Raw genomic sequence first — 20,934 nt, forward strand, 5'->3', positions numbered from 1 at the left:
CCGAAACACTGTACCTTAATTTTATCGGTAAGCAAGCGGCGGCCATCACTTACGGTGCCGGTTGTTGGGGTGGAAAATTGACCCGGCATTGCCGTATCCCATCCTTGGGCATGTTTGCCCATAACTGCGCATAGCTTAACTGCAACACCGGATGCTTCAAATCGGGTGCGATTTCCGCTAGCGGTTCAAGGACAAAAGCATAACGCTCGATATCCGCCCGTGGTATCTGCAAACCGCCCTCATTGACAACCCAATCGCCAAACAAAAGCAAATCCAGATCCAAGGTGCGGGACGAGAATTTTTTGCTGTCGGTTGCCCGCCCGTGGGCAAACTCCAGTTGCCGCAACAGTCGGGCGATGGTTTTGACATCCAGGCCAGAATCAAACCCCGCCACTAAATTATAAAAGGCATTGCCAGAAAAGCCGACGGGTTCGGATTCATAAACGCTGGAAAGCACTAACTTGCCAAACGTCTGCTCGAGGGACTTCAGGCCGGCAGAAATATGTTGTTCCCGTTCGACATTGCTGCCGATGCTGATAAAACCACGGGTCACGCGGTTTTATCCCCCCGTTCTATGGTGATGCCGACATCAATCCCGCTGCCTATCGCGCCTTTTTTGTTCAGGGTGATTTTGACCCAAGGCACCTTAAATTCGTTACGGATAAGTTCGGCTATTTCAGAAATCAAGCGTTCAACCAACAAGCATTCGCTGGCTTTGACAAAGCTGATAATCCGGTCTGAAACGGTTTTATAATCCAATGCGTACTGGATGTCATCGGTTGCCGCCGCCTTTTGGATGTCGAATGCCATTTCTATATCCAAAATTACGGTTTGCCGTTGTTGGCGTTCCCAATCATAGATACCGATGAGGGTGTCAATTTCAAGGCCGCCTAAAAAAATGATGTCCATGCAAATTCCGCTACGCTGGGTTTAAAGAGCCGTAAGTATCGGGGAAATGCGCAAGGCTTTCAAGGATTCAATTGCAAATGGAGGGGGGAGAAAAAATTTAATGTGGCGAACCCTTATTCTCTGATAAGGTTTGGGCATTCCCAAGCGGGCTGCTTGTGCAGGCCTGTGCATTTATTTTTAACAAAAGAGAAAACAATATGTTACATGAAGTCATCAACTGGCTGGTCGGGACGATTGGCAGTATGGGGTATATCGGTATTTTTTTGCTGATGGCGATGGAGAGTTCGGTGATCCCCATCCCCAGTGAGATTATCATGCCGCCAGCAGGTTATTTGGTGCATGAGGGCAAGATGAATATGGCTTTGGTGATTTTAAGCGGGACGTCGGGCAGTTTGTTCGGGGCTTATGTCAATTATTTTGCGGCGCATTATTTGGGCAGACCATTTTTGCTGAAATACGGCCATTATGTCCTGATTAGCGAGGAAACCTTCCTGCGCGTGGAAAGGTATTTTGCCGAGCATGGCGAAATTTCCACCTTCATAGGCCGCTTGTTGCCCGTCATCCGGCATTTGATTTCCATCCCTGCGGGTTTGGCGGGTATGAACCACGCGAAATTTGCCACCTATACCTTGCTGGGCGCGTTTATTTGGGTGTCGATATTGACCGTGATCGGCTATTTTATCGGCCATAACCAAGAGTTGATTGCCGAATATTCCCATCAATTGGTGCTAGGTTTGTTGGTGTTCAGCGCGGTGCTGGTGGCGGTTTATGTGAAGGTTAAGCCGAAATTGTGAGCTGAAAATGAAAGTAGTATCGGAGGGGTTGGCATGACAACAATTTTTTCGGCAGAAGAACAAGCGATTATCGACTATGTTGAAAGCGGCTATCCTGTAAGTGTTGATGATGTCGATACCGAAATAGACCGATATGCACAAATTGCCCGCGCCCAAATGAGCAAAAAGGCAACTATAAGCATCCAATTGTTGGAAAGTGATTTGGAGCGGATCAAAGCCAAATCTGTCAGCCAAGGATTGCAATATGAGGCTTTGATTAGCTCACTGGTGCATCAATATGCGATGGGTAAAATAACTTTGGAAACTTAATTTGTTAGGATTTGAGGCTGGTTCCCAAGCTCCCGCTTGGGAAGCTAGAGCTTCCCGTCCTGCATTACCAAGCCAAAGCTTGGGAACGGACAAACATCCGGCGCATTACCGCTAATGCGCTTTACGCGGGCTGTGCTTCGCTAAGTTCAGCTCGCCAGTTCACACTCGGTTCACCGGAACGGCCGGATAATTGAACACGATGTTTCTTGGAGCCAGGTGGCGGACTCAAAGTATCCATCCGCTTGCTGGCATCAAAGCAATGTCTGCAAAGTCCGCGCACCGTTTGGTGCCGTCGCATTAGTCAAGCATCGCGGCGGCGGCCTGTCGCATACAAAACTTTATCCCTGCTCAGTCACGCTAGCCCGCCGTTGGTGGTGCTTTGTCGGTCAGTGCCTTCGCTCGCCGCAATACGCCCGACCAGTCGGTCAAGCTGACAAATTGCAGCAAGCTGTAATTTGCAGCCCGCTTAAAACGTTAGTCACATTAATGAAAAAGGAGAAATCGCAATGAAAATTATCTATCCGCCGCTGTTGGCTTTGGTTGTTTTAATGATGAGTGGGTGCGCTAGTACTACACCCATCAATAACTTGGGATTGCCGCCAGTAAGTACGATCGAGGGAAATATCACGCAACTTGATGAAAGTGGATTTATCCTGGCTGATAATTCCGGTTCAATCCGTGTCAGGGCCAAGTTGGCGGACAATAAAAAGCTAGCTATTTCTATTGATGAGAAAGTCAAGGTGTATGGCAACTTGCAGGGTGGCCCGAAAAAAATATTTGATGGGTATGTCATTAAAAAATCGACTGGGGAGCACATCATTGTAAGTAATCCGACCCCTCACTTCGGCTTTATTATCCAGAGTGCTTTTAAGTAATGCCGAACGCGTCTATGGCAACATCTACGAAGGGTTGAAGGCAAGGGAAGCGGTTGTGTCCACCCTTCAGCAGAGCAAAAACCGGCACACCCCGTCCATCAACTTTATATTAGGCAATGACAAGGCCAATCTATGAAAAATGTTATCCCATTTATTGCTGCGTCCATGCTCTGTTCATGTGGCTTTATGACACCAGCCAAACAATATGCGGGTGATAGTAAGGGCGTAACCGACATTGCTGTGCTCCAAAGTTATGTGGGAACTCCCTTTGGTGATGAATATCACGCGACCATTACCGGCTATACAAAGATTGAATCCAACGGCCCAGGCGAACAGAAGAAATTTGGGTTGCCCGGTTTTACGGACTACCCCAGCGAAATTCATGTCTTGCCCGGAGAATATGAAGTTCAAGTCTATTGCTTTAAAGGGTTTTCGAGCCATAGGCCCAAGAAAACGCTGACGCTACAAGCAGGCCAAATCTACTTGCTCAAATGTGATATCCGAAACGATCAGGCGTTTATCAGTGTGGCCCCGCAAACCAAATAGCCAATCCGTAAGCGGCATTCCGTAGGATGCAATAAGGAAATGTTGGCGTAGTTTTATGGTGGTTGTTGCAAACTAAAAAATGCCCCATTGCAACCATTTGCAAGTTATGGAACATTAACCTCAACGCTTGCCGCCATTTATTATTAAGAAAAGCCAATGAATGCCATTTTAAAACCTAGCCTTTACGAACAATTGATGGCTTTGCCGGAGCATGTCACCGGAGAGGTTTTGAATGGGGAGCTTCATGCAATGCCTCGCCCTTCTGGAAGGCATGGTTTGGCAGAAAGTGCTTTGGGAGTTAACGTCTCAGGGCCATTCCACTTCGGATGCGGTGGCTCAGGCGGCTGATGGATAATTCCCGAACCCGAACCCGAAGTACATTTCATCCGTGATGTGGAAGTGGCCGTGCCGGATTTGGCGGGTTGGCGGCGTGAGCGTATGGCTAGCGTTCCCGAAGGCCATCGCTTTGAGGTGGCCCCTGATTGGGGGTGTTAAATCCTCTCGCCCTACCGTGAAAAAAGACCGGGTGGTGAAATTGCCGATTTATGCCCGTTATGGTGTGCCATATGTTTGGATAGTTGACCCGTTGGCGCAAACCTTAGAAGCGTTTGAATTGCAACAAGGCCGCTGGGTGTTGATTGCTATGCTCAAGGATGATGATGCGGTTGCTGTGCCTTTGTTCGATGCGGTGACTTTTTCCTTGGCGGATTTGTGGGGTTAAGGCAGCGTTTGCGTAGGGTGGGCAATGCTGTTTTGCCCACCATTATAAATATTAGAGCTTTCGGTTAACCGACACATAAGCTCTCAGGTAAATGGTGGGCAGCACTGTTTGCCCGCCCTACAAAAATCCCTTCACTTGAAAAATTTCCCGCCGTCCCCAAATCGGGGTTGTTAACACTTTACCATCGGGAATTACCACATGACTGTTGAAACAAAAAAAGAAACCTTGGGCTTCCAAACCGAAGTCAAGCACCTGTTACATTTGATGATCCATTCCTTGTACAGTAACAAGGAAATTTTTCTGCGCGAGTTGGTTTCCAACGCGTCCGATGCCGCCGACAAGTTGCGTTTTCTGGCATTGTCCGACGAAAGCCTGTACGAAGGCGACAGCGAGTTAAAAATCCGTTTGGAATTTGATAAAGAGAAAGGCACGATCACCATTATCGACAACGGTATCGGCATGACCCGCGAAGAAGTGCAGGAGCATATCGGCACGATTGCCAAATCCGGCACCAAACAATTTTTTGACGCGTTGACGGGCGACCAAGCCAAAGACAGCGAACTGATCGGGCAATTCGGCGTGGGTTTTTACTCGGCGTTTATCGTTGCTGACAAAGTGACTCTGACCACCCGCAAAGCCGGACAACCCGCCGACCAAGCCACCCGTTGGGAATCGGCGGGCGAAGGCGATTACACGATTGAAACCGTGGAAAAAGCCGGACGCGGCACCGAAATTGTCCTGCATCTGAAAGAAGCTGAAAGCGAGTTTTTAGACGGTTACCGTATCCGCTCCATCATCCGTAAATTCTCTGACCATATTTCTTTGCCTATTGTCATGGACAAAGAAGTCGCGCCTAGTTACGACGATGAGCCGGAAGAGGGCGAAGAGCCTAAAGAAAAAGTGGTGCCGGAAATTGTTGAAGAGACTATCAACAGCGCGTCGGCGTTATGGACTAAGTCGCGTTCAGAAATTTCTGATGACGACTACAACCAGTTCTACAAACACGTCGGGCACGATTACCAAGACCCATTGACGCACGTCCACAGCAAAGTCGAAGGCACTAACGAATACACCTTGTTGCTGTACGTGCCGGCGCGTGCGCCGTTTGACTTGTGGGACAGGGATGCCAAACATGGCGTGAAGCTATATATCCGCAAAGTCTTTATCACCGACGATGCCGAGCAATTGATGCCGCGTTATTTGCGTTTTATCCGGGGCATCATTGATGCAAACTCTTTGCCGCTGAACGTATCGCGTGAAATCCTGCAACAAAGCAAGCAAATCAGCACCATCAAATCCGGTGCGGTGAAAAAAGTGTTGGGGATGTTGGAAGGGTTGGCGAAGAACGACGCCGAAAAATATGCTAAATTCTGGGGTGATTTTGGCCAAGTCATGAAGGAAGGCGTGATTGAAGACCACGCCAACAAAGACCGTATCGCCAAATTGTTGCGCTTTGCCTCCACGCACAATGACTCTAGCGCCCAAGATGTGAGCCTGGAAGATTACGTCAGCCGTATGAAGGAAGGCCAGGACAAAATCTATTACGTCACGGCGGATAGTTTTGCGGCGGCAAAAAACAGCCCGCATCTGGAAATTTTCCGTAAAAAAGGCATAGAAGTCCTGTTGTTGTCCGACCGTGTCGACGAATGGCTGGTGACTAACTTAAGCGATTTTGACGACAAGCATTTGCAGTCGGTTGCCAAAGGCGATTTGGATTTAGGCGCGTTGGACAGTGAAGAAGATAAAAAAGCCCAAGAAGAAGTGGCCCACGATTTCGAATCGGTCCTGAAACAAATCAAAGAGGTGTTGGGCGACAAAGTCAGCGAAGTGCGTTTAAGCCACCGTCTGACCGAATCCCCAGCGTGTTTGGTCGCCGATGTTTATGGCATGAGCCTGAACATGGAGCGCATCATGAAAGACGCGGGCCAACTGATGGGCGGTATGGGCATGGGCCGCAAGCCTATCCTTGAAATCAACCCTGGCCATGCTTTGATTGCGCGTTTGAAAAACGAACAAGATGACACCCGTTTTGGCGATTTGACGCACATCCTGTTTGACCAAGCCATTTTGAGCGAAGGCGGCCAGTTGGATGATCCGGCGGCGTTTGTGCATAAATTAAATGGCTTGTTGCAAGGTTTGTTGCATTAATAGCAGCTTGCATCAACAATAAGCGGTGACAAAAGGCTGGATCATCTCCAGCCTTTTTTATGGGCGCTTGCTCCATAGGTTTCAGCTTACGTCACTTTCCCGTTTTTGCGGATCACTTTATTATGCAAATCACCGGCCAGACCCAAACAGAAAACAAGCTTCTTGAAATGGCGTTTGTCCCTGACGCCATTTATGTGCCTCCAGGCAAAAACCATCCGGGCGGGTTGTTCGACAATAACCTTAAACCGATACCCCAAGCTGTTAGCCGCAGGGACCGGCAGATTTGGCTGTCAAAGCCCCTGGCCAATCAGGATATTGATGTTGGACGTCTCCCGCAAATACAAAGCGATAAGCCGTATTTTTTTATTGGTGATGTGAAGGATCATTTTGGCCATTTTTTGCTTGAATCAACATCAAGGCTTTGGCCCTTGCTTTATCTCCCGCCTGCATTCGCAGGGCGGTATTTGTATTGCAGCAAAAACAGGTCTCCGGCAGTGCTGGAAAAACCGTTTATCAAAGAAATTTTTGCTTGCTTTTCTTTGTCTCCCCAGGATTTTGTCGCTTATCAACAACCGTGCAGGATCAAGAACGTCTTTGTTGCCGCCCCGGCATTTGAAATACGTTTGCAGGGCCGGCCTATTTTCCGCCAATCCATGCAACATGTCGGCAATACCTTAGCCGGTAATCTTTCTGAAATTAACAACACTAATTTGACGCCAGTATATTTATCAAAATCTAAGTTGGTTGGTGGCGTATCCAGAATTATCAATGAAGTGGCGATTGAAGAAAGCTTGCGCCAAAAAGGCGTTGATATATGGCACCCGGAAACAGTCGGTTTAGCTGAACAAGTAAGGGAGCTGTCCCGCAGAAAGTATATTATGGGTTCGGTGGGTTCGGCTTTCCATACCTTGCTCTGTTGCCCCGGTGGCAAAATTATTTCAGGCATTAACTTAGGGGAAAAGCTTTATTCCAGCTATATCATTATTGATGAACTTTGCGGTAACGTCGGAAAGTACGAATCAGGCGAAAATGTTGGCATTAGCTTATCCACAGATGCTGGCCTGGATAAAAAATCCAGTTTCATCAATACCTTTTATGCGGCCAATCCCGGACGTTTTGCGGACACCCTGTTGCGCAATATGGGCTTGTGATGGCAAGCCTTTCCGGCGTTCCGACAGGGCCTTGGCCGGGTTTTTAAAAGGCGCATTGAATTGCGGCACAAAAACCTCAAGGTTCACCATCAATAAATGTTAATTTCTTCACAAATAGCATAAAATTGCCGGATTTTGGGTTTGCTTGGCCTGATCCGGCCATCCTGCCACCCGCTTACAATTGGAAAAATCCTGTATGGATGAATGGGCGTGTTTACGGGCCGGTTTGTGGTTTGCAATTAACCTGATTGCGTGATTTTACCCGTTTAATGGCCATCATTATGACCTTCCCTTTCCGTGTGCATATCCATTTGGGGGCGCATAAAACCGCAACGACGTTTATCCAAAATTGGCTGATGCAGAATACGGCTCTGTTGCGTGGCAACCAGGTGGCCTATATCCCGTTGGACACCCTACGTAAACGCTTTTCGCCTTGCTTTTTGAAGCTGGTCAGGGCTAGCCAAGCGTCATCCTTTGCTTCTGCATCGGAATTGGCCGATAAAATCCGTGGCATCATCAAGGCCGACATTGAATCCTCAGGTTTTGATTTTGCGTCCACCCGGTTATTGGTGCTTTCTGAAGAAAATTTGTTAGGCGTGATGGGGCCGTTAACCCAAACAGGTGTTTTGTATCCGGCTTTAAAAATGAAAATGCACTGCCTGGCGGCGGTATTTGAAGGTTGCGACGTGCAAGCCTTTATGGCGATCCGCAATTACCAGGAGTTTTATCCGTCGGCTTATGCGGAAACGCTTAGGGGCGGGCACATCAAGCCATTTGGGCGGTTTATGGATAATTTGGATTTGTCCGGCAATTCCTGGCTGGGGGTGGTGCAAACGGTTGAAGCCGCATTGGGGCCTTTGAAGCTTTGGCCTTACGAGTCGTTCCGGGCTAACGTAGGCCAAATTTTAGGCACTTTGTTGGGTATTCAGGTCACGCCTGACATGATCCGCAAACAAGCCCCGGTGAGGCCGTCTTTGACCCAAAAAGGCCTGGAGGTGGTGATGCGTAGCCAAGGCAACCTGTCGGCGGTGGAACTGAAACGGCTGGTGAATTTATTGAGCGACAGGATGGTTTTTGAGCCGCCGGACGCCCCCATCATGATCCCCGATAGTTTGATCAGGGGGCAATTGGATGCAAAATATGGGGATGAGCTTGAACAATTGGCAGGCCGGTTCATCGTCAATGTCCCTGGCCGATAAGTCTGGCGCCCGATGCTTCCTTTGGGCGTTGCCCGTGGCTCAATGGCTTGCCAAAGCGCCACGTAACCCTATAGTGTAAATTTTTGGACGACCTTCCTTTAACGACTGCGTTTGCATGAACCAATTACCTTCTTTTCTCTGTATCGGCGCCCAAAAAGCCGCTACATCCTGGCTTTATGGGCAATTACGCCAGCATCCGGGCATTTGGCTCCCGCCGATCAAAGAGCTGCATTATTTTGACCATTTGTATTGCCCGGACAACCGTTCCTGGACCCGTTGGCATATACAGCAAGGTGCCCGGAAGCTGATCAAACATCAGCTTAACCACGCCAAAGCGATTGATTTTAAGTATGTCGCTTACCTTGCCGGCATGGCGTCCGAGCCTATGTTCACGGAAGCCTGGTATGGGCAGGCTTTTGACCGCCCGGCTGCCAAGGGCAGGGTTTTAGGGGACATTACCCCCGAATATTGCGCGATTGGCGATGCCGGTATCGCCCACGTCAAACGCCTGTTGGGCGAGGTGAAGATTATCTGGATTATCCGCGATCCGGTCAGGAGGGCGTTGTCACAGTTGCGTATGAATGCCCAACGGCGGGGGGTGGATGATGGCGCGCCGGAAGAAAAATGGCTGGAATTGGCGGCCTCCCCGGAAATTACCAATAGGGGGGATTATGCCGATTATATCCCGCGTTGGGTAAGCCAATTCGGGCCGTCAGGCATACTGTTCATCCCTTTCCAGCACATCGCCCAACAGCCACAGGCGGTATTGCGGGAAATAGAAAGCTTTGTGGGCGTAGGGCGATGGGACGGCTACAATTCGATGGATGAAAAAGTCCATGCCACCCGTGCTTATGCCATACATGAAGGGGTTATCGCCTATTTCAACGGGCTGTTCCAACCGCAATACCAATTCCTGCGAGATTATTTTGCTGACGATTTTGTTAAGGCGATTTAATGGGTAAGTTGGTTGTTTTTTTGCAAAAACTCGTCCGCTTTTTTTACAAAGCCATATCCCTCCGTCTTACCGCCCGTCGGCATGGCCACGACCTGACGGCCGTGCGCGACTGTACCGCGCACATTAAAGCCGGTGATATGCTTGCATTCGTCGTGTTGCGTAATGAGGCGGTACGCATCCCTTATTTTTTGGATTATTACCGGAAGCTCGGCGTTGACCATTTTTTGTTTGTGGACAATGCTTCCGATGATGGTTTTATGGCGGTTATTGGTGCGGCCCAGGATTGCTCGGTCTGGCATACCGGCGCCAGTTATAAGGCGGCAAAGTTTGGTGTGCATTGGCTGAACTTTTTGCTCGGCAAATATGGCACAGGGCATTGGTGCTTGACCTTGGATCCCGATGAATTCCTGGTCTATCCCTATAGCCACAGCAGGTCATTGCACGAATTGGCCCGCTACCTTGGGCAGGAAGGCAAGCAGTCATTTTTTACCCTGATGTTGGACATGTACAGTGAAGGCGACGTGGACGACGCGCTTTACCATGCTGGCCAAGACCCGTTGGAAGTTTGCCCGTGGTTTGACGGGACGGGCTATTACCAGGACAAGCGCCCCCATTACGGCGAATGGTGGATACGTGGCGGGGTACGGCGGCGGGAGTTTTTTGCCGACCAGCCGCATTTGTCCCCCGCCCTGAACAAAACCGTATTGGTCAAATGGCGCTGGTATTATGCGTACATTGCGTCGACGCATATTGTTTGGCCGAACCGGCTTAACAACCCGCATTTTGCCGATACCCTGGCGCCCACGGGCTGTCTGCTGCATTTTAAATACTTGGCGTTATTGCGGGAAAAGGCCGAAGAAGAACTGGAGCGCAAACAGCATTATGCCGGCTCGTTTGAATATAACCGCTACCTTTCCGGGTTAAACAAAAAAACCCGTTTATGGACTGAAGCGTCGGTACGTTTTCAGGGTTGGCAGCAATGTGTTGATTTAGGGCTTATGAACATTGGGCGATGGTTTTGAGCATGAGATTAGCGTTTGTTATTTTGGCGCATGATGATGCCGATAACCTGTTCCGGCTAATAAAACGTTTGCTGGCGGACGATAATCTGGTGGTGGTGCATTGGGACAAAAACAATCCCTTGGATATTCAGTCCGCCGCGCAAGATAGGGTTGATGCCAGCGCCTTGCCCCGCCTGCGTTTTGCCCGCCGTGTCGCGGTGGAATGGGGGCGGTGGTCTATGGTGCAGGCCACCTTGGCCGCGTTGGAAGAATTGGAGCAATCGGGCGCGGTGGTGGATTATGTGGTGCTGCTCAGTGGCGCCGATTATCCTCTCAAACCTATCCACAAACTGAAAGCGTTCCTGGCCCAGGGCGGGGGACGCGAATATATCGAATGTGTTGACCTGGAGCGTGACGCCTGGGTGGTCAAAGGGCTGGTCCATGAACGTTACCAGCAATATCACTACTTGAATTGGCGCGAATATCCCAAGCTATTCAGTTTTATGGTGTCCTTACAGAAAAAGTTAGGGATTCGGCGCCGGCTTCCCGATAAGCTTAGGGCCCATCTGGGTTCGCAGTGGTGGGCATTGACGTGGCCGACCTTGCAACAAATTTTACGGATAAGCCGCCGCAAAGCGATCCGTCATTTTTTTAAAACCACCTGGGCGCCAGACGAGCTGTTTTTCCAAACCCTGGTCGCCGCCTTAGTGCCTAGTGAACGGATTGCCGGCAGCGGGGTGACGTTTTACCATTTCAGCCATCAGGGGCGGCCACTGGTGTTTTACAATGACCATTTCGGTTTCCTTACCCGGCAAGATTATTTTTTTGCCCGTAAATTGTCTACGGAAGCGTCGGGTTTGCGTGACCAATTGGATGGCTTTATCGACAATGCCGCCGCTCCAGTCAAGCCAATGAAGGCCTTGGCAAAACAATTGGGCGACTATGACCGTTTCATCGCCGTACAATGGCGGGGCCTTCCAGGACGCCGGATCATCGGCCGGCAACAAGATGCTTGGTACGGTGATCTGGAATGGAACAAGCGGCCTTATTTTGCCCTGATCTGTTATCAGGAGGCTAAGCTTGAGCCGCTAAGGCGGGCATTGAACGCTTTGCCAAACGTTTGCTGTTATGGCGAAATTTTTCACGGCGACCGCATAGATTACGGCCTTCCTGGAAAAGGGCATCCGTTTTATCACGAACATAAAACCGCATTACGCGATATGAAACGGCCCAATTTCTTATGTGATTTGCTGCACGCCAATCCAGGGCAATTGCTGGGATTTGTCTTGCGTTTGCCGAGCGGCAATGAAATGGAGAAAGTGGTGATTTTTGACCCTCAAGCCGCGCCTATTTACGTGTTGCCTGATGGCCAATATTTGGAAAGCGGTGCCATTAATTGGCAGGGAGCATTTGATAATATGATTTTGCACGATAACCTGGCCGAAATCCGTCGTGCCGGAAAACCCTGTTTGGTGCTGGCAACCCGCAACCACGGGCTTCCGGCTGCTAGCATCACACAAGTGGCCGAGCATATCGGCAGGTTGCAGATAGGGCTTGCATGTTAAGTTTTTGGGGGATGCTAGGCCAGTTTGCCGTCAATTTCCAAGAACGCCCGATGTTTATGGAATGCTCTGCGAAAGCGACTTCCCGCATTGCCAATAAACGCTTGGTGATGACCTTGCTGGTCAGGAATGAAGCCGATGTCATCGAAGGCAACCTGCGCTTCCATCTCGACCATGGCGTTGATTTTATTGTTGCGACCGACAACGGGTCTAGCGATGGCACCACGGAGATTCTCGAAGAATATGCCAAGCAAGGCGTGGTGCATCTGATCCATGAGCCCAGCCGCATTTTTCAGCAACGCGCGTGGGTGAACACGATGGGGGCCTTGGCTTATTCGGCGTTTGCGGCGGACATGATTTTCCATGCCGATGCCGATGAGATTTGGCATCCCGGTAGCGGCTCCTTAAAAACCGAATTATGCGCCAACCATCATGTGGATGTGTTGTCGGTTCCGGTCAGGAATATGCTGATCGCCAATAAGGGCGGTGAGGAATGCTTCCCTGCGGATGTCATTTATGAAGTCAGCAGCCCGATAACCAAATCCGCCCATAAAGTGATGGATGAAGTGAATTGGCGTTCGTTTTTATTGTACCGTTATCCGAACAAGGTCATTTACACCACCCGCCAGGGCTATTTGGAAGTGGTGCAGGGCAACCATGATGTGCTCCCCAAGTATTGGCAAAATTACACCAAACAGCCGTCTTGTGACATTGAAGTGCTGCATTTTCCGGTGCGTGGATACGAGCAATTTTGCCGGAAAATCATCAATAATGGCGAAGGCCTGGAAAATCTGGAACAGTGCTTTGGTAGCAAGCCGATCCATGCCTGGCATGTGAAACGCTGGTACGCGCTTTATAAATCCGGCCAGTTGGATGAAGAATATGAGCGCTTGCTGAATTTGGACGCTTACGTGGACAAAGGCATCTTGTCGCCTTTGAGCCATCAAAAACGGCAAATACTGAGTTACTTTGAGAATTACGTTGGCATGTTGGCTGAATGATAGTGGCCGTCCTGGACGGCTTAAACCTTTTGAAAACTTTTCGGGATAACCCATGATGGCGGCTGCACGTAAATTGATGGGGTTCTGCTTGGCAATTGCCCTGGTCTGGCTGGTTGTGGCTGAAATGCCGCGCCCGCTGGCCGTGGCCCCTGATTTGGCCTTGACCACCATTACCGGCAAGCAAATTGACCTTAAAGCCTTGCGCGGCAAACCTGTCGTTGTGACGTTTTGGGCGACCGATTGCCCCGGCTGCATTAAAGAAATCCCACATCTTATTGAATTGTACGAGGATTACCATGCACGCGGCCTGGAGCTGATTGCGGTGGCCATGTACTATGACCCGCCCAGCCATGTGGTTGCCATGAGCGAGGCTCGGCAATTGCCTTATCCGGTCGTGTTGGACTTAAAAGCCAGCTATGCGCGGGCTTTTGGCCAAGTGGCCTTGACCCCGACGACGTTTCTGGTCGCCCCGGATGGGCGTATCGCCTTGCAGTACACGGGCTTGGCTGATAACCCAGCGCTGAAAAACGCCATTGAAACCTTTTTGAAAGGATAATTATGCTTTGGTTAAAAGCCCTACATTTAATCTTTATGGTGACCTGGTTCGCAGGCCTGTTTTATCTGCCGCGCCTATTTGTCTACCACGCCATGAGCGATGATGCCATCAGCAATGAGCGCTTTAAGGTGATGGAGCGTAAACTGTATTTCGGCATCATGACCCCCGGTATGGTTGCGACTTGGGTTTTCGGGGTCTGGATGTTGGCTGATTATGCCTGGGCCGCGTATGCCAGCAGCGGCTGGCTACATGCCAAATTGGCCTTGCTGGTGTTGCTGGTTGTTTATCATGGGTATTGTGGCGTTTGGCTATTGGCTTTTAAACATGACCGGAACCGGCATTCCCATGTTTTTTATCGGTGGATGAACGAAGTGCCAGTGTTCTTTTTATTAGGGATTGTGATTTTGGCGGTTGTCAAACCATTTTAATTGCACCACCCGGTTTTTGTAGGCAGAGACAGGAAAAAGGCTCATGTTCGAGATCATAAAGAGGCTGTTTGATATTTGTCTGTTTAGGAAAGGCCCCCAGGATTTGCCCCGCCAGGCCTTTTTGCTGTACCTATTGGTTTTCTTTAATGTCCTGGTCAGCTTTTTGATCCTGCACATGGGCAATACTGGCTTTAAGTCAGCGTTGCAAGCCGCCACCGGCCCTATCTTGGAAATGTGTTTTTGTGCGTTTACCCTTTTTTGCTTCGGGAAATTGCCACGGTACCAACAAACCCTATCGGCTTTGCTGGGCACGGACGCGCTGATCAGCTTTTTCGCCTTGCCAGTGATGGCGACCATGATGGTGGGGCAAGGGGGGCTGGGCGCATTTTTATTGATGGCAGGTTTGATTATCTGGCATTGGGCGGTTATCGGGCATATTTTGCGGCACGCCTTAGGGCAGCATTTAAGTTTTAGTTTAGGGGTGGCGTTGTTATATTTGCTGGCATCTTATAAAGTAATGGCTTTGCTGTTCCCAGAAGCACCCAACGTTAATTAAAGAGAGGCGATTATGGCAAGGTACCAGCACATTTTATTGGCAGTCGATTTTTTTGAGCAAGATGAAGTCGTTATTGAGCGGGCCCAGGAGTTGGCGGCGGTTTACCAGGCAAAATTAAGCGTCATCCATGTTGTTGACAATATCCCCATTGTCGATACGGGCTACGGCGGCGAAATGCCGTTTCAAATTGACTTCACCAACCAATTGGTGGACATCGCCAAAGCCAAATTAGCCAAACTTGCAGAAAAGCTGGCAATAGCCAAGGATCAGGTCTGGCTGGAATTGGGTAGCGCCAAACTGGAAATTATCCGTGTCGCCGAAGAGCAAAGCGTTGATTTAATCGTTGTCGGCTCGCACGGGCGGCACGGCTTAAGCCTGTTGTTGGGGTCGACCGCCAACAGCATACTGCATCACGCCAAATGCGATGTCCTGGCGGTGCGCTTGCCGACGGGCTAAGCAATATAATGAATTGAAATTGATAAAATTATAATAACAAAGGTAGGGAAAATGATTGGCCATATTGAAAGTTATGATCCGGAAACCAAAACTGGCGTCATAAAAAGTGAGGAAAAGTTTTTTTCATTTTATATTGATGACTGGACGGCGCAAGAGCCGCCGGAACCAGGCGATGATGTTAAGTTTGATCAAGACGATACCGCTGCAAAAAACATTGGCTTAGTCGGCGCGTATTTGGAAACGCCCAAAGCCGTCAAATACAAATATCTGGCAGCGGCATTGGCGATGTTATTGGGGTCTTTAGGGGGACACCGGCTTTATCTGGGGCAATACTGGTTGGCTTTGCGCCAAATTGCCATCACCTTGGTATTGGGTTTGACAGGGTTTTTGCCAATCGCCTTGGCATGGGGGTTTATAGAAGGTTTTCTGCTGATTGCAGGGCACATCAATAAAGACGCCAAAGGCAGGCCTTTAAAATAAAGCTTAACCACGAAGCTCCGGAGCTGGTAGATGTTGGCTCCAGCCACCGTTTCTTCGTGGCAATCATCCGCTACGCCATGGCGCAGCCAAAACACTTAATGCCGACGGCCTCTTTTGGCAGCCGGTTCTTCAAATTTCACTTTCAACGGCTTGCCGCAATACAGATTGCCGTCGAGTGCCAAAATTGCCGCACGGGCTTCATGCCCTTCCATGCCGATAAAGGCAAAGCCACGGCATCTGCCGCTAAAAATATCCGAAACCAATTCAATGGAGCGGACTTTGCCGTATTGGGAAAATAAAGCTTGAACGCTTGTTTCAGTGGCGTCGCTAGGTAAGTTTCCTACAAAAATTCGTTTCAAAAGACATATCCTAAATTCAGGGGTGAGTGATGGGCCGGACTGCGCCGGTTTTGCCACAATCCCGCAGGGCGGGACGGGTTGGGAAAATAACCGCGTTATGCGGTGCATACATGAATTGCTTGCAAGCCCCAAGCATATCCCCTACATAATAAATCACCTGCCGGGTAACCAAAATGCAGGAATAAGGCCGAAACTATTGGCTTTGTTAATCTGCTTATCGAGTTTTTTGGCTGTTTCAAACCCCAATACCCAAAGATAAAATCCCGGTCATGTATAAACGGGATTGTATTTGCACAGGGCACGAAGGCAAAAAGCGAGGGGATTTTTGGAAAAGTGCTGAAGACATGCAAAGCGTAAAAGAATTGCCAGCGTTACCACTGACCTTCTACTAGCCTTGCCATTATAGTGATAACGCTCTGGTATAGCTATATAAAAGTTTACAATGCCTCGGATAACCCTTTAAACCCAAACCAAATAAAAACCAACAACATGACTAACGATAGCGATAAGCCAAGCAAGCCATCTTCTTCCGCGCCACTAAAACAACCCCGCAACCCCTTACACGGCATCACCCTAGAAACCATCGTCACTGAGCTAGTGGCGCATTACGGCTGGGAGGAACTGGCAAAACGCATCCCGATACGCTGTTTCAGCCACGACCCCGGCATCACCTCCAGCCTCAAGTTTTTACGCAAGACCCCGTGGGCGCGTGAAAAAGTGGAAGGGCTTTATGGGTTTATGTTGCGGGAGATTCGGCGGTTGGGGGATAGGGACTAATGGCTTGCCGTTCTCGCAAGCCTTCCATTTTTAGGAGGGGGTAGAGGCTGGGATGGCGTAAGGAATCCCAGCCTCTAGTGCTTAATTGCATAAATAGTTGTCGTCATTTTGAAAGATAACATTATGATTTTTATCATTTTATGTGTAACAAAGACTTGTTCGGCTAAGCATTGGATTACGGCAGAAAAAACTACAAAGTGTAAAACTCAGGTCATGAGATTAACAAGAGCGATCCACCCTTTAGCTTATCAATCAAATCTTGGACAATATTGTCTTCAACAGCCGGACATCCAAAAGACCTGCCGCATCTACCATTGCGTTTTACATAGTCATCCCCTGCATAGGAAACGCCATGAAAAACGATGCCACGCCGTAGGGCATTGTCATTGGAGGCTTCAAGCCCATCAAGCCTTAATGCTCTGCCATGTTTCGCCATTGTGTATGTGCCAAGCGTTTTATAAAGCCCTAATGAACTCTTAAGTGAATTGGGTTCATTTGAAAAATCCGTTGCGATGCCGTCGTGGTTTGGGTCACTATTTTTTCCATGTACGGCATGGATGCTTTGCACCTTCTTATCCACACGATCAAAAATATGCATTCTTTTATTTTTTGAGTGCTCCTTTATTTTGAAAACGACCCAATATCTAGGATTGGCTGCCGGATTATTCTTCGTTTGCCAATCAAGCATTTTTTTTATGTCTTCATGCGGTACTCCCACTGTGTCGGCAAGGTCATAAAGCCCCTCTCCAAGAGACGTTCCGGGTGCAGGGCTAGGAACAGCAACATCTACATCATCGTTATTGATAAGGGATAACAGCCGATTGGCGCGATTTTTCCAACCTTTCAAAAAGACTTTTTGAGTGGGATTGTTCTGTACAATCGCTTCAAACCGCTGGGTATTTTTCTCGGCAAACTTAGGGATGAAGTCCTCGTCAGTCGTCGCATTAATGGCGTCAAGTGTTATGGAATCCATTTTTTTTGTCTGAGCGACACCCAATGCTTCTTGACAAAGCCTTGCCGCAGTGCCCGTGCCACACAAAACCCCCATGTCAAAGAGTGCGGTGGCGATACTTTGGTCTATGACCTTGTCGAGGTTCATCACGTCCCAATAGTATTTTTTATAAATAAGTTTTATCGTTTCATAATCAAGGTTTTTTACTTCGTCTTTTGTGGCTTCCCTGCCAAGATATTCGGAAAGCCTTCCAATAGTTATGCCTTTATTGGTCGGGCCGCCTTTATCCAAAGGATGGTCTGTATATCCGCCTTCGTTTTTTAATGTGAAGATAAGGGCCTCCTCAATATCTGCACCTTGCCCCTCGATAATATGCTGTACTAAAGTTGGTTTTGCCGCAGGTTCATCTGGTTCTGGTTTATCAATGGTGGTTTTTTCAAATGCAAGCGCCTCAAATTTATGTATTGCAGTTAATGTTTGTGGGCCAATGATCCCGTCAATTTTTCCTTCATAAAGTTCTAAGGATTGAAGGGCTAGTTGAAGTTGTTCTATTTTGTTTTTCGAAAACATTTGTTATCTCCTGAAGGTATATTTTGAATGGCCAATACTTTATCAATATGGCTGTTTCTAGGCAGGTGATATAGGAATGGTTGACGATATAAAAACCGCTTGGTGATAGTAGCATTTAAGCCCCGCTCAAAATATTATCGATTACCTGAAAAAACGTGATATTTTCACTAACTCTGAAAAATATATGTTTTATTTGAGTTTTTTCTTGATGGTTTTTGCACGGTATTCGGTTTTTCTATTAAAAAATGCAATTTTTCTGAAAAGTGCCGTATTGTTTATACTCAATACGGTAGGCACAGGATGATATAAGTTATCTTGGCATAATCCCGCATAAATGCAGGGATCCGCGAAGCTTATCCCTGTCCGCCAATTAAGGTTTGCATTACGTGCTTTTGTGCAGAACGGATTTACAGCTTCGTCTCTTAACGTTTCATTTTAACGAAAGATACTAAAAAGTTACGTAGCTGGATATCAAACGCACAATCTATCAATCCCTCAAGTTGTTTCTTTCAAATAAAGGGCTAATATAAGCACTTAATTTAGCACTCAGGTATCATCATGCAAGCCATATTAGCCCCATTCAGCGCAAGTATTTCCGAACTCAAGAAAAACCCCACCGCTTTGCTTAAGCAGGCGCAAGGCGAGGCCATTGCGATCCTTAACCATAATTTGCCTACAGCTTACCTTGTCCCTGCGGATGTCTATCAGCAATTGCTTGAGAAATTGGAAGATTACGAGTTAGGCAAAATATTCCAAGAGCGGCAAGCTGAGAAACATTTGGCAATTGACGTGATGCTTGATGACTTATAGATTGAAGTTTCTGCCCACTGCGAAAAAAGAATGGGATCAATTGGATAATAGCGTCCAATACCTTCGCCAAACGGATAGGGTGAGTTGAGTTGCGGAGCTTAACAAATTGAAGGCCAGAAAAAGTAGACTATAGGGTTCCTACACCACCATAGTCCGCTAAACCTGGCCATGATCGAAATCATAACAACCCTTGAATTGCTTCGTCCACTATTAAGCCCGTGCGAATTTAGAAAGCTTACCTTGATAATCGAGGCGACCTTAGCAATGACAGGACGCGTAACGATGCTGGGCATGTCGCGGTGGGCGGAAAAAGGTGGCAGTTACCGGACTATCCAACGTTTTTTCAACGGCACCTACGACTGGTCAAAATTACGCCGGGCATTAATCAAGCAATATCTCAATAGCAAGGGTACTGGCGGCGTATGGCTTATTGCAGGTGATGAAGTGGTGGTCACCAAGTCTGGGAAGCGGACCCACGGTTTGGCAAAGTTTTATTCTTCGTTGCAAAAACAACCGGTTGCCGGCTTGTGTTTTTTGAACCTGTCTTTGGTAAACGTCGGGACACGTAAGTCTTATCCCTTGGTTGCCGAGCAGTTGGTGCGTGATGAAGTCAAGGAAACCGCCCCGAAAGCCGTGCGGAAAAAAGCTGGCAGACCCAAAGGCAGCAAGAACAAGAACCGCACTGAAGTCGGGTTTTCAGCTTTTCAGTTACAACTGCAAGGCTGCATCCAGCAAGCCTTATTGTTATTGGGTTGCGACATAAGGCCTGGCTATTTCTTGTATGACGGGGCTTTGGGCAATAATGCGGGATTACAGTTGGTCCAACAGAAAGGTTTGCATTTGATTTCAAAGTTGCGCCATGACTCCCAGCTGTATTTTCAGTACACCGGGCCCTATGCCGGAAGAGGCGCACCCAAAAAGTACGGTGACCGTGTGACCGTGGAGAAGCTGACGGATCAGGATTGTTGCCTGAAAACGGTAGAAAAAAATAGCGAGACCTGTTTTTACCAAGTCCAGGTACGGCACCAGCATTTCCCAGATTTGCTGAACGTGGTGGTCATTGTCAAAACCAACCTCACCACAGGCAAGTCAGCCAAGGTGTTGCTGTTTTCTGATGATTTGGAGCTGGCCTACGACAAGCTGGTGGATTATTACCAGTTGCGCTTCCAGATTGAGTTCAATTTCAGGGATGCCAAGCAATATTGGGGGCTGGAAGATTTTATGAATATCAAGGAAGGCCAGGTTGGCAACGCCGCCAACTTTTCATTGTTCATGGTGACCTGTTCGCAGCTTTTATTGCCCCAAATCAAGGGGCTGGACAACGACAGCATACTGGACTTGAAAACCGTGTTCAGGGCGCGTAAATATACGCGCCGGATTATCAATTCACTGGGCATAAAGTCGGATGGTTTTTTAATAGACGACCGGATTTTCCAGGCCGCAGAAATCGGGAGAATTCATGACATGGCGGCCTGATTTTTGGCGAAGGTATTGAGCGTCAAATCGCAATTTAAAAACAAGTTAAGCAAATGTTTGGTAAATCCTCACATCCCTGCAAACCGTTTAAGCGGATTTGATTGTGCTTATAAAATTAAACTGCGTTCGGCAGGGTATCGGCTGGTTTATGAAGTTGATGACCAATATGTGATTGTTTTTGTTATTGCCGTGGGCAAAAGGGAAAACAATTCGGTTTGCGATAAAGCGCAGGATAGAAAAAGCTTGGCCGCTAGTAACTACACAATTTTGCAGCACCGTCATTCCGGCAATCCCAGTCGGAATGAGGTGCAGATGCTTGAATAAATTCCATCCCTTTAACCCC

25 protein-coding genes are annotated in these 20,934 nt (G+C 48.4%); 21 read left to right on the plus strand and 4 right to left on the minus strand.

From position 1 onward, the window contains the following. Positions 1-49: 49 nt before the first annotated feature. Both folK and folB read right to left on the minus strand, forming a co-directional pair. Positions 50-553 carry a 2-amino-4-hydroxy-6-hydroxymethyldihydropteridine diphosphokinase gene (gene folK / locus METMI_RS0108350; protein ID WP_019865830.1) on the minus strand — a complete coding sequence of 168 codons (504 nt, stop codon included), beginning with the start codon at positions 551-553 and terminating at the stop codon, positions 50-52. Continuing rightward, positions 550-909 (minus strand): dihydroneopterin aldolase, encoded by a 360-nt coding sequence (gene folB / locus METMI_RS0108355; protein ID WP_019865831.1) that lies wholly within the window; start codon positions 907-909, stop codon positions 550-552. The genes folK and folB overlap by 4 nt, the downstream gene beginning before the upstream one ends. Positions 910-1,106: 197 nt before the next feature. Here folB and METMI_RS0108360 point away from each other — a divergent pair, with 197 nt between their 5' ends. The 17 genes from METMI_RS0108360 to METMI_RS0108440 all read left to right on the plus strand — a co-directional run bounded on the left by METMI_RS0108360 (position 1,107) and on the right by METMI_RS0108440 (position 15,647). Next, positions 1,107-1,703: a DedA family protein gene (locus tag METMI_RS0108360; RefSeq protein ID WP_019865832.1), complete on the plus strand. Its 597-nt coding sequence runs from the start codon at positions 1,107-1,109 to the stop codon at positions 1,701-1,703. Between the two features lie 33 nt (positions 1,704-1,736). Then, positions 1,737-2,012, plus strand: a complete 276-nt coding sequence (locus METMI_RS0108365; RefSeq protein ID WP_019865833.1) for a hypothetical protein — start codon at positions 1,737-1,739, stop codon at positions 2,010-2,012. 506 nt (positions 2,013-2,518) lie between these two features. Next, positions 2,519-2,887: a single stranded DNA-binding domain-containing protein gene (locus tag METMI_RS0108370; protein ID WP_019865834.1), complete on the plus strand. Its 369-nt coding sequence runs from the start codon at positions 2,519-2,521 to the stop codon at positions 2,885-2,887. 132 nt (positions 2,888-3,019) lie between these two features. Next, entirely contained in the window at positions 3,020-3,433 is a 414-nt protein-coding gene (locus tag METMI_RS0108375) for a hypothetical protein (RefSeq protein WP_019865835.1), read from the plus strand. A 511-nt stretch (positions 3,434-3,944) separates the two neighbouring features. Continuing rightward, entirely contained in the window at positions 3,945-4,154 is a 210-nt protein-coding gene (locus METMI_RS28235; RefSeq protein ID WP_019865837.1) for a Uma2 family endonuclease, read from the plus strand. 198 nt (positions 4,155-4,352) lie between these two features. Continuing rightward, entirely contained in the window at positions 4,353-6,302 is a 1,950-nt protein-coding gene (gene htpG / locus METMI_RS0108385) for a molecular chaperone HtpG (RefSeq protein ID WP_019865838.1), read from the plus strand. 122 nt (positions 6,303-6,424) lie between these two features. After that, positions 6,425-7,453, plus strand: a complete 1,029-nt coding sequence (locus tag METMI_RS0108390; protein ID WP_019865839.1) for a glycosyltransferase family 61 protein — start codon at positions 6,425-6,427, stop codon at positions 7,451-7,453. Between the two features lie 281 nt (positions 7,454-7,734). Further along, positions 7,735-8,652 (plus strand): hypothetical protein, encoded by a 918-nt coding sequence (locus tag METMI_RS0108395; protein ID WP_029151558.1) that lies wholly within the window; start codon positions 7,735-7,737, stop codon positions 8,650-8,652. 115 nt (positions 8,653-8,767) lie between these two features. Then, positions 8,768-9,607: a sulfotransferase gene (locus tag METMI_RS0108400; RefSeq protein ID WP_019865841.1), complete on the plus strand. Its 840-nt coding sequence runs from the start codon at positions 8,768-8,770 to the stop codon at positions 9,605-9,607. Then, entirely contained in the window at positions 9,607-10,629 is a 1,023-nt protein-coding gene (locus METMI_RS0108405) for a glycosyltransferase family 2 protein (RefSeq protein ID WP_019865842.1), read from the plus strand. The genes METMI_RS0108400 and METMI_RS0108405 overlap by 1 nt, the downstream gene beginning before the upstream one ends. Before the next feature lie 2 nt (positions 10,630-10,631). After that, positions 10,632-12,173: a beta-1,6-N-acetylglucosaminyltransferase gene (locus tag METMI_RS25385; RefSeq protein WP_051102315.1), complete on the plus strand. Its 1,542-nt coding sequence runs from the start codon at positions 10,632-10,634 to the stop codon at positions 12,171-12,173. Further along, positions 12,167-13,171, plus strand: a complete 1,005-nt coding sequence (locus tag METMI_RS0108415) for a glycosyltransferase family 2 protein (RefSeq protein WP_019865844.1) — start codon at positions 12,167-12,169, stop codon at positions 13,169-13,171. Before METMI_RS25385 ends, METMI_RS0108415 begins: the two co-directional genes overlap by 7 nt. A gap of 52 nt (positions 13,172-13,223) precedes the next feature. Continuing rightward, a complete protein-coding gene (locus METMI_RS0108420; protein ID WP_019865845.1) occupies positions 13,224-13,727 on the plus strand; it encodes a peroxiredoxin family protein in 504 nt (167 codons plus the stop codon). A gap of 2 nt (positions 13,728-13,729) precedes the next feature. Further along, positions 13,730-14,155, plus strand: coding sequence for a protoporphyrinogen oxidase HemJ (gene hemJ, locus METMI_RS0108425; RefSeq protein ID WP_019865846.1), 426 nt, complete (start codon positions 13,730-13,732; stop codon positions 14,153-14,155). A gap of 43 nt (positions 14,156-14,198) precedes the next feature. Further along, positions 14,199-14,711 (plus strand): hypothetical protein, encoded by a 513-nt coding sequence (locus tag METMI_RS0108430; RefSeq protein WP_019865847.1) that lies wholly within the window; start codon positions 14,199-14,201, stop codon positions 14,709-14,711. Positions 14,712-14,723: 12 nt separating this feature from the next. Beyond that, on the plus strand, positions 14,724-15,167 hold the full coding sequence (locus METMI_RS0108435; protein WP_019865848.1) for a universal stress protein: 444 nt from the start codon (positions 14,724-14,726) through the stop codon (positions 15,165-15,167). Between the two features lie 51 nt (positions 15,168-15,218). Continuing rightward, complete coding sequence (locus METMI_RS0108440) at positions 15,219-15,647, plus strand: NINE protein (protein WP_019865849.1); 429 nt, start codon at positions 15,219-15,221, stop codon at positions 15,645-15,647. Between the two features lie 95 nt (positions 15,648-15,742). Here the strand turns inward: METMI_RS0108440 and METMI_RS0108445 are convergent, their stop codons facing one another. Beyond that, complete coding sequence (locus METMI_RS0108445) at positions 15,743-16,006, minus strand: RNA recognition motif domain-containing protein (RefSeq protein WP_029151559.1); 264 nt, start codon at positions 16,004-16,006, stop codon at positions 15,743-15,745. 489 nt (positions 16,007-16,495) lie between these two features. On the opposite strand from METMI_RS0108445, the gene METMI_RS0108450 reads away from it, so the two are divergent. After that, positions 16,496-16,783 carry a VF530 family protein gene (locus tag METMI_RS0108450; RefSeq protein WP_029151560.1) on the plus strand — a complete coding sequence of 96 codons (288 nt, stop codon included), beginning with the start codon at positions 16,496-16,498 and terminating at the stop codon, positions 16,781-16,783. Between the two features lie 211 nt (positions 16,784-16,994). Here the strand turns inward: METMI_RS0108450 and METMI_RS25390 are convergent, their stop codons facing one another. After that, positions 16,995-18,305, minus strand: a complete 1,311-nt coding sequence (locus tag METMI_RS25390) for a murein L,D-transpeptidase catalytic domain-containing protein (RefSeq protein ID WP_019865852.1) — start codon at positions 18,303-18,305, stop codon at positions 16,995-16,997. Positions 18,306-18,863: 558 nt separating this feature from the next. Between METMI_RS25390 and METMI_RS0108460 the strand changes: the two genes are divergently transcribed. The 3 genes from METMI_RS0108460 (at position 18,864) to METMI_RS23480 (ending at position 20,915) form a co-directional block, all read left to right on the plus strand. Beyond that, positions 18,864-19,115, plus strand: coding sequence for a type II toxin-antitoxin system Phd/YefM family antitoxin (locus METMI_RS0108460; protein WP_019865853.1), 252 nt, complete (start codon positions 18,864-18,866; stop codon positions 19,113-19,115). A gap of 168 nt (positions 19,116-19,283) precedes the next feature. Then, on the plus strand, positions 19,284-20,591 hold the full coding sequence (locus tag METMI_RS0108465) for a transposase (protein ID WP_029151561.1): 1,308 nt from the start codon (positions 19,284-19,286) through the stop codon (positions 20,589-20,591). 15 nt (positions 20,592-20,606) lie between these two features. Next, positions 20,607-20,915 (plus strand): type II toxin-antitoxin system RelE family toxin, encoded by a 309-nt coding sequence (locus METMI_RS23480; protein ID WP_019865855.1) that lies wholly within the window; start codon positions 20,607-20,609, stop codon positions 20,913-20,915. Positions 20,916-20,934 lie beyond the last annotated feature (19 nt).

This window comes from Methylovulum miyakonense HT12 (assembly GCF_000384075.1).
GTDB lineage: Bacteria > Pseudomonadota > Gammaproteobacteria > Methylococcales > Methylomonadaceae > Methylovulum > Methylovulum miyakonense.